This window comes from Burkholderia aenigmatica (assembly GCF_048627025.1).
Lineage (GTDB): Bacteria > Pseudomonadota > Gammaproteobacteria > Burkholderiales > Burkholderiaceae > Burkholderia > Burkholderia aenigmatica.
Genome location: NZ_CP184471.1, coordinates 214190 through 233803, shown reverse-complemented (window position 1 = coordinate 233803; position 19614 = coordinate 214190). Strand labels below are relative to the sequence as shown.

Annotated in this window: 24 protein-coding genes; 19 read left to right on the top strand and 5 right to left on the bottom strand. The window is 60.0% G+C overall.

Annotated features, from left to right (window positions below):
* Window positions 1–15: 15 nt before the first annotated feature.
* The 7 genes from ACN8ZM_RS39020 (at window position 16) to ACN8ZM_RS38990 (ending at window position 4673) form a co-directional block, all read left to right on the top strand.
* Complete coding sequence (locus ACN8ZM_RS39020) at window positions 16–237, top strand: hypothetical protein (RefSeq protein WP_025496185.1); 222 nt, start codon at window positions 16–18, stop codon at window positions 235–237.
* A 31-nt stretch (window positions 238–268) separates the two neighbouring features.
* Window positions 269–448, top strand: a complete 180-nt coding sequence (locus tag ACN8ZM_RS39015) for a hypothetical protein (protein WP_025496186.1) — start codon at window positions 269–271, stop codon at window positions 446–448.
* An 8-nt stretch (window positions 449–456) separates the two neighbouring features.
* On the top strand, window positions 457–783 hold the full coding sequence (locus ACN8ZM_RS39010; RefSeq protein WP_025496187.1) for a hypothetical protein: 327 nt from the start codon (window positions 457–459) through the stop codon (window positions 781–783).
* Between the two features lie 2 nt (window positions 784–785).
* Window positions 786–1865 carry a hypothetical protein gene (locus ACN8ZM_RS39005; protein WP_025496188.1) on the top strand — a complete coding sequence of 360 codons (1080 nt, stop codon included), beginning with the start codon at window positions 786–788 and terminating at the stop codon, window positions 1863–1865.
* Between the two features lie 10 nt (window positions 1866–1875).
* Complete coding sequence (locus tag ACN8ZM_RS39000) at window positions 1876–2394, top strand: hypothetical protein (protein ID WP_025496189.1); 519 nt, start codon at window positions 1876–1878, stop codon at window positions 2392–2394.
* A gap of 89 nt (window positions 2395–2483) precedes the next feature.
* Window positions 2484–3677 carry a phosphoadenosine phosphosulfate reductase family protein gene (locus ACN8ZM_RS38995; RefSeq protein ID WP_025496190.1) on the top strand — a complete coding sequence of 398 codons (1194 nt, stop codon included), beginning with the start codon at window positions 2484–2486 and terminating at the stop codon, window positions 3675–3677.
* Between the two features lie 504 nt (window positions 3678–4181).
* Window positions 4182–4673 carry a hypothetical protein gene (locus ACN8ZM_RS38990; protein WP_025584279.1) on the top strand — a complete coding sequence of 164 codons (492 nt, stop codon included), beginning with the start codon at window positions 4182–4184 and terminating at the stop codon, window positions 4671–4673.
* Between the two features lie 7 nt (window positions 4674–4680).
* Here the strand turns inward: ACN8ZM_RS38990 and ACN8ZM_RS38985 are convergent, their stop codons facing one another.
* On the bottom strand, window positions 4681–5007 hold the full coding sequence (locus tag ACN8ZM_RS38985) for a hypothetical protein (protein ID WP_025584281.1): 327 nt from the start codon (window positions 5005–5007) through the stop codon (window positions 4681–4683).
* A gap of 328 nt (window positions 5008–5335) precedes the next feature.
* Here ACN8ZM_RS38985 and flhD point away from each other — a divergent pair, with 328 nt between their 5' ends.
* Window positions 5336–5653 (top strand): flagellar transcriptional regulator FlhD, encoded by a 318-nt coding sequence (gene flhD, locus ACN8ZM_RS38980; protein ID WP_025496193.1) that lies wholly within the window; start codon window positions 5336–5338, stop codon window positions 5651–5653.
* A gap of 12 nt (window positions 5654–5665) precedes the next feature.
* Here flhD and ACN8ZM_RS38975 read toward each other — a convergent pair whose 3' ends face one another.
* Window positions 5666–6016, bottom strand: a complete 351-nt coding sequence (locus ACN8ZM_RS38975; RefSeq protein WP_025496194.1) for a hypothetical protein — start codon at window positions 6014–6016, stop codon at window positions 5666–5668.
* On the opposite strand from ACN8ZM_RS38975, the gene ACN8ZM_RS38970 reads away from it, so the two are divergent.
* The 8 genes from ACN8ZM_RS38970 (at window position 6016) to ACN8ZM_RS38935 (ending at window position 13264) form a co-directional block, all read left to right on the top strand.
* On the top strand, window positions 6016–6432 hold the full coding sequence (locus ACN8ZM_RS38970; protein WP_025496195.1) for a hypothetical protein: 417 nt from the start codon (window positions 6016–6018) through the stop codon (window positions 6430–6432). The genes ACN8ZM_RS38975 and ACN8ZM_RS38970 overlap by 1 nt on opposite strands.
* A 402-nt stretch (window positions 6433–6834) precedes the next feature.
* Window positions 6835–7173 (top strand): hypothetical protein, encoded by a 339-nt coding sequence (locus ACN8ZM_RS38965; protein ID WP_025496196.1) that lies wholly within the window; start codon window positions 6835–6837, stop codon window positions 7171–7173.
* Between the two features lie 269 nt (window positions 7174–7442).
* Entirely contained in the window at window positions 7443–8213 is a 771-nt protein-coding gene (locus tag ACN8ZM_RS38960) for a hypothetical protein (protein ID WP_025496198.1), read from the top strand.
* A 29-nt stretch (window positions 8214–8242) separates the two neighbouring features.
* Window positions 8243–9412: a transporter substrate-binding domain-containing protein gene (locus tag ACN8ZM_RS38955; protein ID WP_235996066.1), complete on the top strand. Its 1170-nt coding sequence runs from the start codon at window positions 8243–8245 to the stop codon at window positions 9410–9412.
* Between the two features lie 430 nt (window positions 9413–9842).
* Window positions 9843–11410, top strand: a protein-coding gene (locus ACN8ZM_RS38950; RefSeq protein ID WP_089454866.1) for an IS3 family transposase whose coding sequence is annotated in 2 segments (ribosomal slippage) — window positions 9843–10281 and window positions 10281–11410 — 1569 coding nt in all. Because the reading frame shifts where the segments join, the coding sequence is not laid out codon by codon here.
* 264 nt (window positions 11411–11674) lie between these two features.
* Window positions 11675–12568 carry a hypothetical protein gene (locus ACN8ZM_RS38945; RefSeq protein ID WP_025584284.1) on the top strand — a complete coding sequence of 298 codons (894 nt, stop codon included), beginning with the start codon at window positions 11675–11677 and terminating at the stop codon, window positions 12566–12568.
* Window positions 12569–12608: 40 nt separating this feature from the next.
* The gene (locus ACN8ZM_RS38940) at window positions 12609–12944 is read left to right on the top strand and encodes a TrbG/VirB9 family P-type conjugative transfer protein (protein WP_025496424.1); all 336 of its coding nucleotides are present in this window, start codon (window positions 12609–12611) and stop codon (window positions 12942–12944) included.
* Window positions 12945–12958: 14 nt separating this feature from the next.
* Entirely contained in the window at window positions 12959–13264 is a 306-nt protein-coding gene (locus tag ACN8ZM_RS38935) for a hypothetical protein (RefSeq protein ID WP_025496423.1), read from the top strand.
* 50 nt (window positions 13265–13314) lie between these two features.
* Here the strand turns inward: ACN8ZM_RS38935 and ACN8ZM_RS38930 are convergent, their stop codons facing one another.
* Window positions 13315–14289 (bottom strand): hypothetical protein, encoded by a 975-nt coding sequence (locus tag ACN8ZM_RS38930; protein ID WP_025496422.1) that lies wholly within the window; start codon window positions 14287–14289, stop codon window positions 13315–13317.
* A gap of 314 nt (window positions 14290–14603) precedes the next feature.
* On the opposite strand from ACN8ZM_RS38930, the gene ACN8ZM_RS38925 reads away from it, so the two are divergent.
* Together ACN8ZM_RS38925 and ACN8ZM_RS38920 are read left to right on the top strand one after the other, a co-directional pair.
* Window positions 14604–15179, top strand: a complete 576-nt coding sequence (locus ACN8ZM_RS38925) for a hypothetical protein (protein ID WP_025496421.1) — start codon at window positions 14604–14606, stop codon at window positions 15177–15179.
* An 8-nt stretch (window positions 15180–15187) separates the two neighbouring features.
* Window positions 15188–15835, top strand: coding sequence for a hypothetical protein (locus ACN8ZM_RS38920; RefSeq protein WP_025496420.1), 648 nt, complete (start codon window positions 15188–15190; stop codon window positions 15833–15835).
* A 119-nt stretch (window positions 15836–15954) separates the two neighbouring features.
* Here ACN8ZM_RS38920 and ACN8ZM_RS38915 read toward each other — a convergent pair whose 3' ends face one another.
* The gene (locus ACN8ZM_RS38915) at window positions 15955–17973 is read right to left on the bottom strand and encodes a hypothetical protein (protein WP_025496419.1); all 2019 of its coding nucleotides are present in this window, start codon (window positions 17971–17973) and stop codon (window positions 15955–15957) included.
* A gap of 282 nt (window positions 17974–18255) precedes the next feature.
* On the opposite strand from ACN8ZM_RS38915, the gene ACN8ZM_RS38910 reads away from it, so the two are divergent.
* A complete protein-coding gene (locus ACN8ZM_RS38910; RefSeq protein ID WP_025496418.1) occupies window positions 18256–18510 on the top strand; it encodes a hypothetical protein in 255 nt (84 codons plus the stop codon).
* Window positions 18511–18619: 109 nt separating this feature from the next.
* Here the strand turns inward: ACN8ZM_RS38910 and ACN8ZM_RS38905 are convergent, their stop codons facing one another.
* Entirely contained in the window at window positions 18620–19513 is an 894-nt protein-coding gene (locus tag ACN8ZM_RS38905; protein ID WP_025496459.1) for a hypothetical protein, read from the bottom strand.
* Window positions 19514–19614 lie beyond the last annotated feature (101 nt).

Below are 19614 nucleotides of genomic sequence, written 5' to 3'. Positions count from 1 at the left end.
CCGGATATTTAGAAAATGGGCCAGAATGCTACCCAGGTCGCGACCACCGGCAACATCCCCGAGCAGGACGTCTTGCCGAACGTCCTCTGCGAGCTCAAGGCGATGCGCGAAGTCGGCATGAACGTCCCGGCGAAGGCCGAAGCGTACGTGCGCGAGAACGAGCGATCGCTGCAGGACTACTACGATGGCGGAATGTCGTATTCGGAGATCGCGGACCACGTCTGTCTGGTCGCGTAAGACTTCTCAACCCTGACACGCAGGAACCGAAATGTTCACGCAAGCAAAGAATGAACTGAGGGAGCTCTTCAAGCTGGTCGCCGAGACGGAGCGATACGACGCGACGCTCGCGGCGAAACGCGATATCGTCCCTACCGAAGAATCGCGCGAGGATCGGCGCCGCAAGGAACGCCGGAAGCTCGAACTGATGGAAAAATACGAGCTGCTCTAGGACTCGCAATGACCACGACCTACGCGAAGCTCGATTCGATGATTCTCCACGCGATCGAGACCGGGCAAAACACCTACCGCAAGATGCTGGTGGAAGGTATCGAAGTGGAGTGCAAGCGCATCGCCGAGGCTACGGGTGCCAGCCAGTACGATCTCGTGCTCGACCGTCGTGTTCAGGCGCTGCGGAAGGCCAAGAAGATCATGTATCAGGATGGTCGCTGGTCGGTCATCAAGGCGCTTGGCAAGGTCGACCCGGAAGAGGCCGCGCGCATGCAGGCGTTCGCGGCCCGACCGCTGGGCGAGGACGAAGATCAGCAGAACAACGGGGGAAAGTGAACATGGGAATCGTGGTCGAGAAGCTGCAAGGGTTGCGTAAACAGGTGCAGGGCTGGCGCGAAGATGGGAGGCTTGGCGACGTCCTGACCGTCCTCATGATCGTCATGGCGACGCTCTTGAGCATGATCGGGCCGGCGGCCAGCGGTCTTTCCCCGTCCGTCCTGACCGTCTACCAATGGGCAAAGACGATCGGGTCGCTGTGGATTGCGCAGTGGGCAATCTTCAGTCTCGTGCGTGACGGTCGGGACGCGAACATCTGGAGTTTTGCGGCGCGTTCCGTGGAACGGATCTGCGCGCTGTTCTTCCTGCTCGGAAGCATCCGCATGTTCGGGCCGCAGATCGATTCCCTCATTGATGTCACGCTGGCATCGCCTCGTACGGCACTCGAAATCGTGTTCGCCGTCCTCGGATTGGCTGCAGTGTTCTTTGCTACCAGCCGTCCAACGTCGACGACGTCTCTCTACAGAATCGGTTGGGCGTCGGCTGCGGCGCAGTTTGCTCCTCCGCGCGTGCCGGTTCCGGTCGAGGATATCCGCAGTACGAGCGTTCACGAGGCAGGGCATGCACTGATTTACGCAGTGCTTCCGGAATTACCGGACGACTTCGAAGTGTCAGTCATGACGATGCTGGCGCCGACCGACGTGTTTGCCGGGTATGTGCGGCATGCGGCCGTCGACCTCAAGACGACCGAGTCCGTGGCCTATCTGCGTATGATCGTCTACCGGGCCGGCATTTGCGCCGAGAAGGAAATTTTCGGGGAACGTTCGCTCGGTGGTCAGAGCGACAATGAGGAGTGGATGCACATCGCAACCCGATACCTCGGCGGCGGCCTGGGTAACGAGACCTACTTCAAGAGCCCCGAGGAAGATGCCCAAGTCGCCCACAACCGGCAGGTCCTGAAGGCTCTCCGGGATGAACAGGACGCCGAGCTCGCCGCGTTCTTCACGGCGAACCACGAATTGCTGGATGAATTCGCGCAGCAGCTTGCGCGAGCCGCGACGATGAAAGCCGAGCAGGTCGCTCCATATCTGGCTCGTGTCACTTTCACCGGCCGGATCGCCCCGATGAAGAGCGAAAGATAAGGATCAACCGATGACCGAGCCGAAGACTGCAAAGCCGAATCAACATGACCAGGTCGACGTCGCCCGGCTTCTCCGGCTCGCGGAAGCCGCGACCCAGGGTCGATGGAAGTGGTGGACGTCCAACAGCGTGCGCCGGCTGACTGCGGCCGATGGTCCGGACGGCGGCGTGGCGCAAGCCTACATGATTCCAGGCGAGAACACGGCCGACATCCGGATCTCCGCGGAAGACATGGCATTTATGGAGGCATTCAACCCGGAGGCGATTATTGCTCTGTTGAAGCGGCTCGAAACCCTTGAGCAGCGGGTGCGAATGATGCCGGTCGCAACGCTGGCCATTCAGGGGACACTGGACGAGCTCGGCCAGAGCGAGGATGGCGGTTACGACATGACGATTGGCGTCGACGGGCGCAAGATTTCCGTGAGCGGTCTCGATCGGGAATCGACGCGCACACTGGCACGCGGACTGTTCGGATCCATCCGTATGGACGTCACCGTGGAGAAATCCGATCTGGAAGGCAGCGCTTCTTGACGCGCGGCTTCACCTGTTCCTGCCCACTAGAATAAGCGTGAGGTACAGGCATCCTTGTTTCAGTTTTGGCCATTTTCTGAAACAAGCTCATGATCCCAGCCCCGAACCAGCTCCCTGTCGCTGAAACTCCCGAAGTCGATGCGCTTCTTGCCGCCGGCGCCGTATGCGCGATCGGCGTGTCGGGCGGGCGAGACAGCCAGGCCTGCGCGCTCGCGACGCACGAATATCTGAACGCGATCGGGCATATAGGCCCGCGCGTCCTGGTCCACGCTGATCTCGGTCGCGTCGAATGGCGTGACAGCCTGCCGGTCTGCGAGCGTCTCGCCGAGTATCTCGACTATGAACTGCTGATCGCGCGAAGGGCAGCGGGCGATATGCTGGCTCGCTGGCAGGGCCGCTGGGCGGCAAACCTCGGCCGCTACCAGCAACTCGAATGCGTCAAGCTCGTGCTGCCGTGGAGCACGCCGTCCATGCGCTTCTGCACGTCCGAGCTGAAGTCCGCGCCCATCGCGAGCGAGTTGCGCAAGCGCTTCCCGGGTTTGCCGATCGTCAGCGCGACTGGCGTCCGGCGCGAGGAGAGTCCCGCGCGTCAGCGGATGCCGGTGTCGGCTCCCATGGCAAAGCTGGAACGCAAGAATGCGCCGGGATTGTCCTGGAATCCGATCATCGAGTGGAAGGCCGGCGATGTGATGGCTATTATCCAGCGCCATAACCTCTCTCTGCACGAGGCCTACACCATCTATGGGACATCTCGTGTCTCGTGCGCGTACTGCATCATGAGTTCAGAGGCTGATCTGTTGGCGGCGTCGACGTGCGCGGACAATGCCGATCTCTATCGCGAGATGGTCGAACTCGAGTGTGTATCGACATTCGCTTTTCAAGGTAGCCGCTGGCTGTCTGATGTCGCGCCGCAACTTCTGTCGGCGGATCAGCGAGATCGGGCCACCGCAGCGAAGGTTGCAGCGAGCGCTCGGCAGGAAGCCGAGGCGCGCATCCCTCGGCATCTGCTGTACAGCCCTGGATGGCCGCATGCCATTCCGAACCAGTCCGACGCAGAGTTGCTGGCCGACGTCAGGCGCGACGTTGCGGCCGCGGTCGGAATCGACATCGAATACACGACAGCGGGGGCCATTCAGGAACGGTATGAAGTGCTGATCCGCACAAAGAAGGCGAGTCCCACGACCGTCACGGGATTATCCGCACATCTAGTTTTCGCGGTTGATTCGAATCGACGCTGCGCAATGAACCCCGAGTCCCACGAACTTGAAGGAGCAACCTCATGAACATTCAGAAGCTACGGTCTCGGCGCGACAGCCCGATCTGGTACGGGTGGAAAATCAGGGTTGTCTGGCTAGTTAGCCATGTTATCGGTCCGTTCAGTAAAGAGGCAAGAAGCCGGTGCCAAGATTGGGCGATGGCACGCGCGTATCGGCTTGGTAGGGCAGATTACGGCGTGTATTTCAACACGCCTCGGTTTTCGCGAAGGGACGAACTCACGAACGCGTACGACAGTGGTGCCTATGATTTCTGGCTGGGGTGCAGTCATGCCGAGGACTGGTTGAGTAGCCTTCTCTAGGTCACCTGGTAAAGTCGATCGAGTAGTATCCCAAGCGCTTGATCGACCGTAAAACCTGGAACCTTGCGTGATAGGCTGATATGGTCTGCTGGCGTTCGTGTTTGTTGTCTTGGCCGAGCGTGCAAGGCTGGCCTGATGTGGCGCACCTTCAGGAGCTATCGGCGGACCAATGCCGAAAGTGACGAGCGGAAATAGTGAGAGGAAAGATACCGTGCAGTGGAAAGAACAAGCAGGCCATTTCAGCTTCGAGGTCAAGCCGAGCCTGACCGGGAAATATCGACTGAAGGACAGGAACGGAAACGCCGTGGAAGCGGAGTTCCGCAATGGAACGTGGTCGATCGACACGGCCGGGTATGTTGGCTGGTCCGGCCGCTTCTGGGTATCGGACAAGGACCAGATCCTCGCGGCCAAGCGCAAGTGCGGCGGTTTTCGGGCGCACAAGGACAAGTCGTACAGGCCGGCGGCGCGTAACGCAGTGAAGCTGGCGCGTTATTACGCCAATGAGAAGGGGAAGAAGGTCAGGGCAGTGGTGTACTACTTGATCGCCCACCGGATAGATTCGACCGTTCTGCAGCCATTCGATCTGGAATGGCAAGCGGCAAATGCCGCGAAGCTCCAACGCTACCGGGCCGGCATCGACGCACGGGTCGACAAATTCTTCGTCAAGCGTGGTGCGCCGGTGCGGCCATCGGCAAGTGTCTGACGGGCGTCTAGTAGAACTCCATGGCGACGCTCGAGCGCGCAATCCAGATCATGGTCGAGGTCCATTCAGGACAGGTGGACAAGGGCGGCAATCCTACGTCCTGGATCCGATGCGTGTCATGCTCGCGGGGGACATCGACGACGAGCGCATGGTTGGTGCGCTCCATGACGTGATCGAAGACAACCGGGGAGTGTGGACGGCAGCGAGGCTGCGGGAAGAAGGTTTTTCCGCGCGTGTCGTCGACGCGATCGTATGCGTGACGCGGCTTCCGGGGGAGAGCTACGGCGACTTCATCCGGCGGGCCGCGACGGATCCAATCGGGCAGGAAGGTCAAGCTCCGCGATATCGGCGACAACAGCGATCTGTCGCGAATTCAAAATCAGACGCAGCGGGATCTCGATCGTGTTGTGAAGTACCGTCGCGCAAACACAGTGCTCGCGGCTAAAAACTGAGTTCTTGGAAGGAACTTCAACAGAGAGATGCGGCGTTCACGTTGTAATTCTGACAAAAGTTTCCTCCTGATATAACTTCCCAACAAGAAATTCGTATAGCATCGGTTCCTGAAAAATCTCACCTGACCTGCGCCACTCGAAAGCGCGGCTACCCCGAAACAGCGGACCTGTAGAGACGGGTTACGCGCTCAATCAGGTACAGCACCGGCCATGCAATCGAATTACGACATCCCGACCGAGATTCGGGAACTGAACATGTCTTATCTCTTGCTCGCGCAACGTATGCTGCGCGAGGACCGCGACGCCGGAATGTTCCGGCTGGGGATCTCTGCGGAGGTGGCTGATATCCTGGGCACTCTGACAATCGCCCAGGTCGTCAAGGTCGCGAATATCAACCAACTGCTATGCCGGTTCAGGATGGACGATCGAACGTTCCTGTCCGCGCTGGCGGACAAGGGGCGTAGCGAGGTCCACCAGAACAGGCATGCTGCCATTCTCATGGCCGGCCAGCCGGCAGAACAACTGTAAGCCCATCGGTTGTCAGCGGCCAGTCAGATGCTTCAAGCATCGAGACAGTGCCATGCTGTACGGCCATTTCGGATCCGGCCTGACGGCGGGTTTGCCGCAATGCGAGCACATCTCGATCCAGCGCCCCGCGGTCTCTGCTTCCTGCAGTTGCGTCGTTTCGAGATCGTCGTCAAGCGTTGCGGCCGACCAGCACTCGTCATCCAGCAGAACGCGGAAACCGTCCCGCACGCGCGGCGATCCCGCATAGAGCCCCGTGGCTAGGGCGGCGATGCCGGCTTCGAGCTGAGCGATCGCAGCTTCGTCGTCAGGTTCGGGAAAATGGCCGACGAAGGCGCAACACGCGCGGCCGTATCCGACGTCCAATGCTCCATCCGATCGTCGAGCCGTATTATGGCGCCGGCAGGCGCAAACACCTCGTACACCGCGTCGGAAGTATCCCGGACACAGATCGACGTTTTCCCGTCATTCAGGCAGACGAGGTAGACAAAGCCGAACCCGTCGGCATGTGGGGCTACATGCGGCGCCCACCCGTACAGTTCGCAGCGTCCGGTGTTGTCGGTTCCGATCACGCGCTCAAGATCCTGGGATTCGCGGGAATGCGCGACCGCCAGCGCCTCGACGGTGAAGCGGTGTTCAAGCGCCGCGGGCGGAATGCTGAGACGGCCGACAATAGCAAGCGGGGAAGGGGACGTACTTGGCATGGCAACGAGGATAGCATCGGCCTGCTGCGCAGCAAGGCACCACGCGTCGGAGCGTTGGAATTCTCACGCGCTTCCTGACGGGAATCTAATGGAAAATTTTGTGCGATCTCGAAAAACTATTTGGAGGGGTCTGAAGTTCATGTGTATATTGGAACCGCTTCTCCCGTAAGTGGTAGGAAGTTAAAGGAAGCACGGACGGATGCCCGGTCTGGAAACCCCAGCCGGGCATTTTTTTCGCCCTGCCCGAGCTGGAAAAATCCTTCCGTCTACTTCCCATCAGGAAGTATAGAGCGAAATTTGTGGTAGGATCATCTCGACGGATCTTCATTGCCGTCCCTCGATTCGACGTCAATACGTCGATTGCCCTTGGGCCCCACGCTGGTATCCCCGTACTCAGCCTGGGGCCGATTTTTTGTCGGGGCTTGAACTGGAAGCGTCGCCCGACACAATGAGTCGACACTATCCAATCGCAAGGCTCGAATGCCTGTATCTACCCGAAAACCCGTCATCCGCAGTCGTGCGAGTTCCGGCAAGTACGCTGATCGCGTGTGCTACGAGCACGACGCGACGGGGAACTACGACATTCTGATCGACGGCGAGCTACGGTTCCGACTCGAGCGCGAGAACCAGTTCCCGGAGTTCTGGTACCTCTACCCGGTCGTCAACGGTGCCCGAACCGATCCGAGCATCGCATTTGAGATCCAACAATGGGACATCATTTCCCAACTGGAACGTGGAGAGCACTGGCTTCCGGCGGACCAAGTCGAACGAGAAGAGGGGGTGGCGATCCATGCAGTACGGCGTTTCCGATGGGCCTGATCATGGAGCGTCCGGGAAGGGTGAGAACTTGCAGGATGCATGGGCTTCAATTTCTCCGCAAATCTGCCGTTAACACCTGCGTTGATCTCATGGGCAACGTCGCTTCGGCGCGGCACACTGTTAGCTTCTTGTCCGGAAGGGATATGGCAGAGCCAAAGGGAGGACTCCCGGGATTCAGGCTTCCCGACTAAAGCAGGCACACGTCGCCCCTTGAAAAGGCGAAGTCAGTTTTTAGAATCAATCCGAATCAGATAAACCGAGGAGCCTCAATGAACTCTTTCATTCCGAATGTAAGCCCCGAAACGGCTCGCAAAGCCAAGATCGTCAAGTGGATCGTGATCGCTGCCGGGGTGGCGATTGCGGCGCCGGCGGCACTGCTACTGCTGAAGGGGCTGTTGGCCCTGATTGCCGCAGGTGCTGTAGGTTTGGCGGCGATCTATTTCGGGCCGGTGGTCGAGATGAAACTGCGCAACACGCAGGTCAAAATGGTCGTCGCCGAAGCGATGGCCAACCCGATCGAAACGCTGATCAACCAACTCGCCGATAAGCGGCGTGCGGCCTCGGATTTCGCCGACCGCATCACCCTGTTCCGTACGGAGGTCAAGAACTTCCAGGACAAGGTCGGCGTGTTCGAAAAGCAGTATCCGGACGATGCGCCGCGCTTCCGTGCGCAACTCGCCACGATGCAGCAGCTTTTGCATTTCCGTGAGGATCGCTACAAACAGGTGAACGCGGAGCTCGACAATTTCGCGCATGCGATCGACCGAGCCAAGGCGATGTGGGACATGTCGCAAGCCGCGCAGCGCATGAACAAGGTCGCCGGTCAGCAGTCGGGCAACACGTTCGAGCAAATCAAGACCGACGCGTCGATCGATTCCGTCATGAAGTCCGTCAACATGGCATTCAGCCAGATGGAAACGGCTCTGCTCGACAACCCGGAAGTCAAGCAGGCGCAGCAGGCCGCGCTTGCACAAGACACGCAAACGGCGATCGCGACCGATCCGCGCGTGTCGTTGCCTTCGCAACGCCCGCAGCAGTAAAACGTACCACAACGACCTAGCGAGGAAACATGAAGAATATCGGGAAAATTCTCGGCGCCGCCGCGTTCATCGTGGTCATTGGCGTGGTTTGGCTTTTCCAGCAGGGCGGCCTGTCGAAGCTGACGGGCGGTCAGCAATCGGCCAGCATTCAGACTCAAGGTACGCCGAGCGGATTCGACGCGAGCTCCGCAGCAGCGGCTGTGGCACGGGCGCCGGCGGCCAATACGGTGGCCTTGCCTGGCGGTTATAAACCGGACTCGGACACGCTCAAGGCGATCACCAAGAACGGCCTCGTGAGGGTCTCTGTCCAGAACCCGAGCGCACCGTTCTACGACGACGAGAACGGCGGCCCGGCTCACGGCTTCAATGTCGATTTCGCCAAGTTGCTTTTCGCCGACCCATCCTTCAGTCCTGATGGGAAGCAGGTGCAGGTCGACATGCATCACGAGGTCGATACGTACGCGGGTGTGCCCAAGCAACTGCTTTCGAACGATACGGACGGCAATCATGGCGTCGATATCGCGATGGACGGTCTGACGTTCCAGGACAATCGTCCGGTTCAAGGGGTCGTGTACACGGTTCCCTACATCGATGACTTCGGCTACTCGCTGATCGTGCGCTCGGGTTCACCGATTCGCACGGCGGCAGATCTCGCAGGCAAGCGCGTTGGTATCCTCAAAGGCGATCCGGACGTACGCGCCTTCGTGACGAGCCAGTATCCGAACACGACGGTTGTCGAGGAAGACGATTCCGATCCCGCCTTCATCCAGAAGAGTGTGGACAGCGGTGCAGTGGACGCATTCATTTACGACTACCCGTTTGCGGTCGATTCGATCAAGGGCTCGGACCTGCGGTTTGCGATCACGAAGCTCGACGGCTCGAACATCGCTTACAAGATCGGCGTGCGCGCACAAGACCAGGAGCTGCTGATCTACTTGAATGCTGCGATCGCGAAGGTCAAGCAGTCGCCCGCCTATCTCGATCTGCTGCGCAAGTACTTCATCAGCAACCAGACGCAGACCAGGGCCGCGGGCGCCGGCGAGCACGCCTACACGGTGCGCCAGCGAGACACGCTCAACCTGATCGCGTCCAACCAGCTGGGCGACGGTCAGCGGTACCGTGAAATTCAGACCCGGAACAACATTCCGAATCCGAATTTGATCCTGGTCGGGCAGAAGCTGGTGATTCCGGCGCGCTGATTGTTTTCTCGGCTCAAGGAGGTGGCTACCTCACCTCGATCGAGGTAGCCGACTCCGAACCAAGCGCAAGCGGAAAAACTTTCCAACTCGGCGCGATCCAATTGCGCGTCGAACAACGCTGAAGTACTCAACGGCATGATCTTCGACGATTTCGATAGCTGGGATGGACTGAGCGGCCTGGGCGCATTTGCAACCATCTTCGGGTGGGGCGCCGTGGCGTACTTCGCGTACGCGTTCGGATACCAGAGTGGCGTGGGTGCGGCAAAGCCTTGCACCGGATCCCCCCGCGGCAAAATAGTTGTCGCCCCGATAGAAACTTGAATCTTTCCTGAATTCAAGTTTCGTAGATGGTGGTGGGTTGCCGTCGCCGAAGGCGACGGCCCCCTTGCCACCGATTTCCGCAACAAGGGGGCGATGATGAGAGAACAAGTTGGCTCGATACGGACAAGGTTTTAAGGACAGAGCGGTGGCGCGGTTGCTGCCGCCGGAGAGCGCCCCGCTGGAGGTGGTGGCTCGGGAGATTGGGGTGAGCACAGATACGTTGGAACGCTGGCGCGGTGAGGAACTGGCCAAGCCGGCGCGAGAACGCAGCTGGACGGCAGCGGCTCGGCTGGAGGCAGTCATTACCACGGCAGCCATGGACGAGGCCACCCGCAGCGCCTGGTGCCGCGAACACGGCGTGTATCCACAGCAACTACAGCAATGGCGTGACAGCGCAACGCAAGCGCTTGCCGAACCCGCGGAGAAGCGCGCCAGCCCGCAGCAGACCAAGGAAGACCGTCGGCGCATCAAGGAACTCGAGCGCGAGCTGCGCCGCAAGGACAAAGCGCTGGCTGAGACGGCAGCGCTGCTGGTGCTGTCAAAAAAAGTCGAGGCGATCTTCAACAAGAACAGAAGCGAGGACGAATGATCGGGCTCGAAGATCGCCAGACCCTGGCCCAGGACATTGAAGCGGCTCAACAGGCCGGTGCGCGGCTGGCGCAGGCCTGTGAGGTCGCCGGCATCGACGAGCGCAGCCTGCAGCGCTGGAAGGCCAACCATGGGCTCGTATCGGGTGATGGCAGACCCGGCGCGGTGCGGCCGACACCGGCCCACGCGCTGACACCCACCGAGCGCGAGCAGATTCTGCAGGTGGCCAACGAGCCGCGCTTTGCCGACATGCCCCCGGCGCGCATCGTCCCGATGCTGGCCGACGAAGGCGTGTATCTGGCCAGCGAATCGAGCTTCCAGCGCGTACTGCGCGAGCATGGGCAGAACCAGCACCGGGGCCGCGCCAAGGCACCGCGCAAGAGCCGCCCGCCAACCACGCATATCGCCACTGCACCGCGCCAGCTGTGGTGTTGGGACATGACGTACTTGCCTGCCGAGATCGTGGGGCGCTGGTTTTATTTGTACCTGATTCTGGACGTGTACAGCCGGAAGATCGTGGGCTTCGAAGTGCACGACAGTGACGACGCCGACCATGCGGCGCATCTGGTCAAGCGTACGGCGCTGGCCGAAGGCATCCATGCCATGGCGACCAGGCCGGTGCTGCACGGCGACAATGGCTCGACCCTCAAAGCCACGACTGTCCTGGCGATGTTGAACTGGCTGGGTGTCAAGCCTTCGTACTCGCGCCCGCGCGTGAGCGATGACAACGCCTACGTCGAAAGCCTGTTCCGCACGGCGAAGTACCGCCCCGAGTTCCCCGACAAGGGCTTTGCCAACCTCGATGAGGCTCGCCGCTGGGCTTCGCACTTCGTGCATTGGTACAACCATGATCACCGGCACAGTGGCATCCGCTACGTCAGTCCCGCCCAGCGTCATGCGGGTGAAGATGCCGCGATCCTTGCCGCCCGTCACGAGGTATATCTCCAGGCGCGAGAACGAAATCCGCGGCGCTGGTCGGGCGCCACCCGGAACTGGACGCCTATCGGCGCGGTAACACTGAACCCCGAGCGCGACTGCATCGTCAAAACGTATACGCGCTCGACCGATATAGAGCCATTGGCAGCATGACCGAGACGACAACTAGCTTGACTCGCGCCGGGATCGACGCCGACGTGTGTTGTTCAGGAAAAGCAGGGTTGGTTTGGTATTGGCTACCACGTCGTCCAACCCCTTCAGGCGAGGCCGCCGAATGGCTCCGCACCCGTGAAAAAGCAGGGGTGAAGGGCGGAATTCATTCGCCATCCCGCTGGCAGACGGTGTCGCGTCGAAACGAATCCCCGGTTCGGCTGCGCCGATGCCTTACAGAGCCTAAGACTTACTACGACACGCAATATGACCAAAAAATCTCTCGTTTTCCGTTGGATCATCTGGGGGGCAGCCGCAGCAGTGACCATGGCGCATAGAGGCCTCGCGCGATCCTTCGAGCCAATCACGAGCCTGCGGCAAGTGGAGCTGGGTCTGGGGCCGAATATGCCAACGCAGTTCGAGCACTTTGCCTCCGGAATGCTGTACTTCTGGCTCGGATTACTGCTCGTTCCGGTAATCGCGATGCTCGAGGGCAGTGTCAAGCAGCATTACCAGAATCGGTCGCTTCCGAAGGATCAGTTCCTGGCGTGGTTGCTGGGCTGCGCTGCTATCCCGGTTGTTCTGCATCATTGGGCGAATTGGTCTCCGCTTTGGATGCTTTCTGCCGCGCTGGCCGACCTGAGTGTCCTTGCGTTCATGTCTGCACCGGCACGTGTGATCGACGTGACTCGCCGGCATCCGACGGGTATCGCGTTGTTCATCTCGCTGATCGTCTGGAACGCGTTCGGGCTGTCGTGGGGGCTTGGCCAGCACATTCGCCAGACGCAAACGAACGAAATCATCGCCATACAGTTGCTTGCCAGTCTGTCCGGACTGCTGGTTGCCTTGCTGATGTCGATTGCGTTCCGCAGGTTGAAGACGACAAGCCGTTACACGGACTTGGTGTTGAACGTCGGGATGTTTCTGGGGCTGTGCATGGTGATCGCCGCTGCGGCCTTGGCCCCGCATGCACCGGAAGTCTCTGTCAAGACTACGGCCGCCTCGGATTCCACTGTGCTACACCCGGAAGCGATCGGGTGCTTGATCCTTGGGCCAGACGGCAAAAAGCTGGATCTGAATCCCATCGGGAAGCTGCCGGGCAACGCGATTCTCTTACCGAAGGGCACGAGCTTTACGGCTGCTTGTCTTTCGCCAAAGTAACGTACCGACCAGTGGTCGGGATCTGAAGAAGGAGCCGAACTTGAAAAAGAGTGTTCTCGCGATTCTGACGTACGCAGCGTTTAGCTCAATGGCGCACGCCGGCGAGCCGTTTAGCACGAAGTACCAGATCGTCGTACCGCCGGCGCCGCAGTTCACCCCGACGAAGGTATGGGATGACGGCAAGTTCACGTACATCCAACTCCGCGCCCCGTATCACGGCGAGCTCCCGGTCGTATTCGAGCAGCTCGACGATGGGGAGTTCGCGGTCGTGGACGCCAGGTGGGACGAGAGAACGTCCCGCTTCGTGCTGCCGAAACTGATCGATCGCGTGGTACTGCGGCTCGAAGAGAAGCACGTCGAGATCGACCGTTCCTGACAGGAGAGTGGGACATGTCCACCATTTCGATTCAGACGAAGCTTTGGCACCGCCTGGCCGACGTCATTTCAGACATGGGAAGCCACCACCCGGCGTTCAAAGGAACGGCGGTAGGCCGCGATCTTGAGGTGCTGGGCAGTGCGATCAAGTATGGCGTTCCACCATACGAAGGTGCGAGTCTGAGCGCGCATCACCAACGGCTGGTCCATGAAGCGAAAGCCGTGGCCGAAAAGCATGGTGGCATCCGGACGGGACTCTCCCCGGTCGAGGGGTTCGTCGAGACTGCAGAGAAGCTGCTCGGCCTGTGGAGTGACCGCTGATCAACGCGGCGAGATTGCCAGGCGATTTCCCCAACCGCCCGGCGAGAATCTCACTCATCGTCACCGGCCGCTGGTGCTGAATCGGCGTCGTCGGCGGCAAGAGGCGGATCATTCTTCTCCGCCTCGCTGAGCCTGTCCATCAGCTCCTTGATCTTCAGGCGCGTCTCCTCTTTGAGATTGCCGTAGGCCGGGTCAGCCTCGAGCTCACGAACTGCCGTCACGAGACGGGGTGCGATTTTCTTCGTCACGCGCTTGACCAGTGCGCCCGGGAGGTCGCGCGGCCGCACGTGCTCCTTGCCATCCGTCGCGCGCTGCAGGAACGACAGCGCATTGGCCTTGTGCTTCCGGATCTGCTTGATCGCCTCAGTGCCGGAGATCTTCTCGTCGGCGACGATTTCGTGGATACCGCGATCGGCGCTTGCCAGCAGAAGCAAGCCTTCGATGTAGTAGGGGGTGAGTTCGCCTTGGCTGTCTTGCATCTCCACAGCGATCTCCTCCGGGGACATACCGTCGACGGTGTTCAGGCGGTGGGCGAGGATTGCCTTCTCGAGAACAGTCAGGGGCTCCTTGTCATTGCGCCGGATCACGCCGAGGTTGAGCGACTTGCTGTCGGCTTTGTCCGTAATGGTGACCGGGACGCGCTCGATGCGCGGCTTTCCTTCCGCCACGCGGTACTGGTTTGCCAGGAACACTGCCTCGAGGCGGCGGTGGCCGTCATGCAGGCAGATGATGTGCTGGCCGTCCTCGTAGATGAGGAAAACCGTCAGCGTCTGAGTCTCGTCGAAGCCGTCGCGGGCCATGTCGCGAGCCAGCTTTTCGATGCCGAGGCGGTACTTCTTGGTCTTGATGCGCGGGTTGAAGTTGTCGATCACCCGGATCTTCTCGATGAGCGGGCGATACAGGTCGGCAGACTTCGTACCCTCGAACGCTTTCTTCTTCACGCCGGACTGGAATGCGAGATCGACGTCCAGAGGGATGACAAGCTGCTCGCCCATCACCGGAGAATTGCCCTTCCGCTTGTTCATGTTCAGCTCCTGTAGGTTAGGCCAACTCGCAACGCACACGTCGCTGCGAGCCAGACAGATCCCATGCTAAACATCACAAACTCAGTTTCTAGGGGGCGCGCGCCGATTTCGCACCGACTACAGGGGGCTGGTTTCGGTTGTATGGCGTGATAGGCTTTCATTCAGTCGATTGAGTTCCCAGCAGGAAGAATCTCGCCGCTGAGACTCAAGTCATGTCGTCCGACTGCCGTAAATTACAGGACGGGAATTGATCGGGTCATCGAGCGGAACGGGCTGGCACGACGAGTCGCTTGCGTACGAGGGAACGGAGCTATATGGGAAGGTATCAAGCTGAATATGCGTGGGAAAAGATCAAGCGATTTGATCTGGTGCTTGCTGTCGAGGCCATGCTGGAATCCGAGGTCACGACCTTTTCCCGGCCGGTCGAAAACGGCGAGCTGGGCGTGGTGAACATTCAATTCACCAAGGATCCGGAATACCTGAAGGATGCCGGGGAGCACTTTGGGCGGTTGGAGTCGCTGCGGATTTTGTTCAAGGACGTCGCGCCGGAAGACCGATTCAACTTCCAGAGCAGCTTGGATGCGACTGATGCTCAGTACAACATCAACGTCAAATACAGGCTTCCGCTTCTCAGTGCAAAGTTTGTGCAAGAGAGCGAACGGACATTCCTGAAGCGCATGGCGCTGTTCGACCTCGGCTTCTTGCTCGGGCAGGCGCTCGATAGTGATTATTACCAAGGCCTACTGCTCAAGAAGTTCCCGGATCCACGGCACAAATGGGAGCGCGCCATTCGTAGCCGCGTTCCCTTCCTGGACAACGCAGCCCGGATCTACGTGCCGCCGCGTCCCAAACACGAACCGCTTCAAAACAGAAAGTACTTCGACCGATAAGGGCCGGTATGCTGCATCATCTCCACCACACGATCATCATCAGCGCGATCACGGCGCTTTCCGTACACGCTGCCGGGGCAGTCATATTCGGGGAGCGCGCGAAGCGTTTCCCGATCGGAGTCGTCCTCTCTGCGCTCTTTGTTGGCCCGTGGTGGGCAGCGTTATCTGCAGGAACGATGGCGCACCTGCTGGCCGTCATCATCGAGAATCTGTTTCGCCGTAAAAAGTCCCCGAAAGGCCTGCCTTTCGCGGCCGGCGCGGCGTGCCTTGCGTTGACCTTCGGCTTCAATATGACCTTGGAGCACGCGGCTGACGATGTGATGAAATCGATCAATCAGAGCAACGATGCAGCCTGGACCAAGATCTCCAGCAGCGGCGAAGCAGGGCAGATGGTGGCCGCTCACTACAAACCGTGCGTCGACGAGAAAACGGTCGTGACGCAGGGCTACGGCCGGTTCGCGACGATGACGCTGGAGCCGAAAAACGGCCCGAACCAATGCGAGATGGACGTTGTCGCCCTGGCAAGGGTTGAGGGCGGTGATGGCTTCGCGCGGGACGTTGCGGCGGTCATCGACAATCTGCCGAACAGCCTGCAGCTGTCCCCGGATGCGCAGGCGAAACTGGACAGTCTCACAAAGGACACGGCGGGCATCTAACACGCGGTTTTTCTGGACAACCTCGTAGGCCGACAGGTTCAGAATGTCCGCGGGCGCGTATTCATTTTTTGTAGCCATGAACGAAATTGAAGCTGTCGGCATGAGGCATCGATTGCAACTTAGCCGAGCATTTCTTTCATGCTCGATAGGTCCTGATACGCGTGCGTCACCGTGAGACCGGAGCTCCTCGATTTCGAGAACAACGCACTCATCGCCTCAGCTGGTGACTTCGGCTTTTTCAGCGGGATAGGATCGCCAACCCGAATGAATTCGCCCTGCGCTTGGACGCGCTCCGCGGCACATTCGATTCCACGCCAGTCTCCGACATCCTTTAGCTGCTTTTGGGCGACTTTCAGGAGGCGCTCGACCGCGTAGGCGCTCTGATACCACGTGCCGATCTGTTCCTTCGTCCAATCGGGGCGACCGCTGCCCACGCCAAGCACCGGAGCGATCGCACACGTCAGTGCGAGCCAGGATACTTCACGGGCGCCCAAGGCCTCGTAAATCAACATCGTCGCAAGCGATCTACTCTGGGCGCCCCAGTCTGTCGTGGCCGGCGCGTCGACCATCCCCTGATATCTGCTCCCCGGATATTCGCCGTTGGCGACGAGGATCATGTATCCGAGCGACACGACCGAGTAGGGCTGCAAGCCAGGCATGTTGGCTTTGACTGTAGCCCCCAGTTGTTCGGCAAGGCTCAAGGCACGTTGCCGCTCGTCTACTAGGACTTCGTTATCTTCCGTGTCTCCCTCATACCGCAGAGGCAAGCACTCGCTGATGGCCTGATCGACGAACCCATCGAGCGCCGAGGAGTTGATGTTGTCCAGTACAGCCGCCATCAATCTGTCGATACCCGCCCGCGTTCCCGCTGCGGCTTCGACTTCGGCCTTCCGCGTGGAAAGCATGTGCTCAACCGCGTCATGCCAGCGATTGCCCAGCGCAGGAACGCCAAGTTCGGAGCGAACCTCATCGAGCAACGCCGTGCCCAACGTGAAAGTCTCAAATAGAGACTCTTCGTCCAGCGTGCGTTGCTGTTCGTGCGCATCGAACGAGGTCATCGCGAGATAGGTCTGCCCGCGTTCCGAAAATTCGGTCGCCCCTGCCAGCTGACAACCCGTCTCAACACGATACAGGCCGATGGTGGCAGGCCATTGGTCGTGATGCCACAGCGTCTTCAGCAGATCGCTTTCCTGTCCGTCTTTCAGTCGTTGAAGGCGGTAGCGCTCGATGAACCAGACGGGTTCGGACACCAGGGTGCCCACCGCACGACTTGCGGCGGGCGGCACGACGTCACCGCACAGCAAGCTCGCGAGGGCCGCATAGGCATCTGCTCCATCCGGGTCGAATACTCGCGGAATCATGCCGCCGAGTTTTTCAGCGACGATACAGCAACCTAGCACCTCGGTCTGCTGGGTGACGATCCACTTCACCTGCCATTGCTGCTGCCCGCCAATCGACGCGGCCAGATCACCACTGACCAGTGCGTCGGTCAGAGGCTGGCACGCTGCGGGCATGAGCGAATCGATCATGAACGAATCAACGGCATCTGACTCGTTTCCCAGCTTGCCTGCTTGCCGAAGGTCCTCAGCGAAGTCTTCCGGCAGCATTTCGATTTGCGCGACGAGCTTTGACCACAGGAAGACTCGGCGATCAGGATAGATCGCCCACTTGTACGCCGGGATGCCCCTCTCAAGCAGGCGTGGGGTCTCTTCCGGCCAGGGCTCACGATGGTTCATGAGATCCCCCATCTCGTCGTAGAAAAAACCCTTCTTGGCGGCGTCTTCGATGGTGCGCCGCATCTTTTCTTCGAGACTGATTCCCGTCACGGCCAGTTCGTCCAGATGTAGCTTGGCAACAAGTCGCCGAGCCAGCAGCAGGTCGATGCCGTAGCGAACGAACATGCGCCACGCGACGCCTCTCGCAATTTTCTCCAGGCTCACTGAGCCGTCCGGTACCGAGAACGACGCGGTCGCTTCGTGCTGCGCGTCGTGCAGGCTGTTGTAGCCCAGCACGATGGCCAGCGAATTCTGAGCCTGCATCAGGGATTGATCACCGAGCGGCCATATTTTTCGCAGCGCCTTGGCGATCTTTGTGTACGAGCCATGCTCGAAGTCGGCATGAAGCAACGGGGTACGCATATCAACTCCTTCCGTAGCGCGGATCAGATTTCAGTGGCTGGCTCACCGTTATGCGCTACGCAGGGTTGTGTGCGTCTAACGGAATGGGGTGTTGCGTCTCACGGCACTGCCTTTGCCATTACCAGCGGCACGATCGAGATAGACCGATCCGAACAAGATACCGCTGGCCTTCGCGTTGCGTCAACCGCAGAATCTGGTTTTATGCTTCAATGTCGTGAGCCGTCATCAACCGCGTATTCCGGATACCCGATTCTTCGCATCTCCAGGTGAAGTGACCGAACTATGGAGCATCCTGCCGACACCGCCCCGCGCTTCACGAAGTGGCACTGTCACTTCGAACTCGACTACCTGCTCGCCCAGTCCGACGCCATGCTCGCCAAGATGCTCAAGGGCGGAACTCCGGTCGAAATTCGGGTCCAGCTCATCTGCATGAAGGCGTCCGGAAAGCGTTTCCTGATCGTGGGCGAATGTGATCACATCGGCCACGATGGGAAGTGCGCAGGACACCCCGGCAGCGACGGGGAACAATTCGATTGAGGAGGCTGGCAGCGGCTGGTAGCCAAGCGTTCGAAACGACTGACCGGTCTCTGATCTACCGCACCAGGATTTTGTCGGGCCGACGGCACTGCCACCGGCCCGAGTCGTTTCAGTCGTCGATGTAGGGGATCTCGAAGCCTTCCCACTCGGCAGACTTGCGCATGAGCCACACGCGCCGCGTGTAGTTGAGCAGGTCGTACTGGGCCGGATTCCCGGGGTAGATGTCGCTTTCGTCGAGCGCGAGCATCCGTTCGACTCCGGTCATGCTCGAGTCGGCCCGCATAGCGGCTGCCTTGCGCGCCTTCGCTGCGGCGATACGGTCTTCACCGTGCACCACGATGATCGGGTTGATCGGGGCGCCCCAGCCGCCGAAAAGCACCTCATGGCGCTTGGCCGGCACCGGGCGATCGACGGCATAGCGAAGTCCCGCGCCATTAGGCGACAGGCCGGTGGTCAGCTCCCAGGCCGGCCACTCCCCATGTTTGAGTGTCCAGATCGGCGACTGGTCGGCCAGCTCAAGGAACTTGCGGCCGTTGAAGCTCTCGTCATCGAGCAACATCGTCATGATCTCTTCCGCAACGGAATTCGTCCCGACCAGCGCGTAGAGGCACTGGTTCACGACCATGCTGGTGTTGCCGGGAGCCCCGCCAGTACCGTTCAACATACTGCCAAGGGTCGTCGGCCCGCCCAGGACGACATTCCGGACCTCCGGCTCTTCGACGAGCTCATAGTGCGGATAGGAGTGGGAGGTCGGGGGCCGGAAGCGCAGAGGTCGCTTGTCGTTCATGATCCGCAGCAGCAGCGCGGATTTGCTCGGGGCTGAGGGGTTAACGTGGCCGCTGCCGGGCAGGCCGCCGGACTTGACCACGCGTGCGTGAAGATCGAGCGCCTTCGCGATTGCGTCGCGCGAAAGCTTGATCCCGGGAATCGAGGCTTCCAGATCCTCGCGGCGAGCGAGGAGGTTTTCGACGACAAGGTCGACGTCTTTCGGGCTATATGGCATGGTGAAACACCTGTTTCTGAAGAGGGCACGCCACATTGGGAATGTGCACCCCTCAACGATACCGGCGCCACCGTGGCGAACAAGCTCGATTCGGATCCTAA

Excerpts from the sequence above, each read along its gene's own strand:
- ACN8ZM_RS38970 (WP_025496195.1), top strand. The coding sequence starts at position 6,016 with ATGCTCCATCCGATCGTCGAGCCGTATTATGGCGCCGGCAGGCGCAAA.
- ACN8ZM_RS39015 (WP_025496186.1), top strand. The coding sequence starts at position 269 with ATGTTCACGCAAGCAAAGAATGAACTGAGGGAGCTCTTCAAGCTGGTC.
- ACN8ZM_RS38965 (WP_025496196.1), top strand. The coding sequence starts at position 6,835 with ATGCCTGTATCTACCCGAAAACCCGTCATCCGCAGTCGTGCGAGTTCC.
- ACN8ZM_RS38920 (WP_025496420.1), top strand. The coding sequence starts at position 15,188 with ATGCTGCATCATCTCCACCACACGATCATCATCAGCGCGATCACGGCG.
- ACN8ZM_RS39000 (WP_025496189.1), top strand. The coding sequence starts at position 1,876 with ATGACCGAGCCGAAGACTGCAAAGCCGAATCAACATGACCAGGTCGAC.
- ACN8ZM_RS38905 (WP_025496459.1), bottom strand. The coding sequence starts at position 19,513 with ATGCCATATAGCCCGAAAGACGTCGACCTTGTCGTCGAAAACCTCCTC.
- ACN8ZM_RS38960 (WP_025496198.1), top strand. The coding sequence starts at position 7,443 with ATGAACTCTTTCATTCCGAATGTAAGCCCCGAAACGGCTCGCAAAGCC.
- ACN8ZM_RS38945 (WP_025584284.1), top strand. The coding sequence starts at position 11,675 with ATGACCAAAAAATCTCTCGTTTTCCGTTGGATCATCTGGGGGGCAGCC.
- flhD (WP_025496193.1), top strand. The coding sequence starts at position 5,336 with ATGCAATCGAATTACGACATCCCGACCGAGATTCGGGAACTGAACATG.
- ACN8ZM_RS38955 (WP_235996066.1), top strand. The coding sequence starts at position 8,243 with ATGAAGAATATCGGGAAAATTCTCGGCGCCGCCGCGTTCATCGTGGTC.
- ACN8ZM_RS38930 (WP_025496422.1), bottom strand. The coding sequence starts at position 14,289 with ATGAACAAGCGGAAGGGCAATTCTCCGGTGATGGGCGAGCAGCTTGTC.
- ACN8ZM_RS38910 (WP_025496418.1), top strand. The coding sequence starts at position 18,256 with ATGGAGCATCCTGCCGACACCGCCCCGCGCTTCACGAAGTGGCACTGT.
- ACN8ZM_RS38935 (WP_025496423.1), top strand. The coding sequence starts at position 12,959 with ATGTCCACCATTTCGATTCAGACGAAGCTTTGGCACCGCCTGGCCGAC.
- ACN8ZM_RS39010 (WP_025496187.1), top strand. The coding sequence starts at position 457 with ATGACCACGACCTACGCGAAGCTCGATTCGATGATTCTCCACGCGATC.
- ACN8ZM_RS39020 (WP_025496185.1), top strand. The coding sequence starts at position 16 with ATGGGCCAGAATGCTACCCAGGTCGCGACCACCGGCAACATCCCCGAG.
- ACN8ZM_RS38995 (WP_025496190.1), top strand. The coding sequence starts at position 2,484 with ATGATCCCAGCCCCGAACCAGCTCCCTGTCGCTGAAACTCCCGAAGTC.
- ACN8ZM_RS39005 (WP_025496188.1), top strand. The coding sequence starts at position 786 with ATGGGAATCGTGGTCGAGAAGCTGCAAGGGTTGCGTAAACAGGTGCAG.
- ACN8ZM_RS38925 (WP_025496421.1), top strand. The coding sequence starts at position 14,604 with ATGGGAAGGTATCAAGCTGAATATGCGTGGGAAAAGATCAAGCGATTT.
- ACN8ZM_RS38915 (WP_025496419.1), bottom strand. The coding sequence starts at position 17,973 with ATGCGTACCCCGTTGCTTCATGCCGACTTCGAGCATGGCTCGTACACA.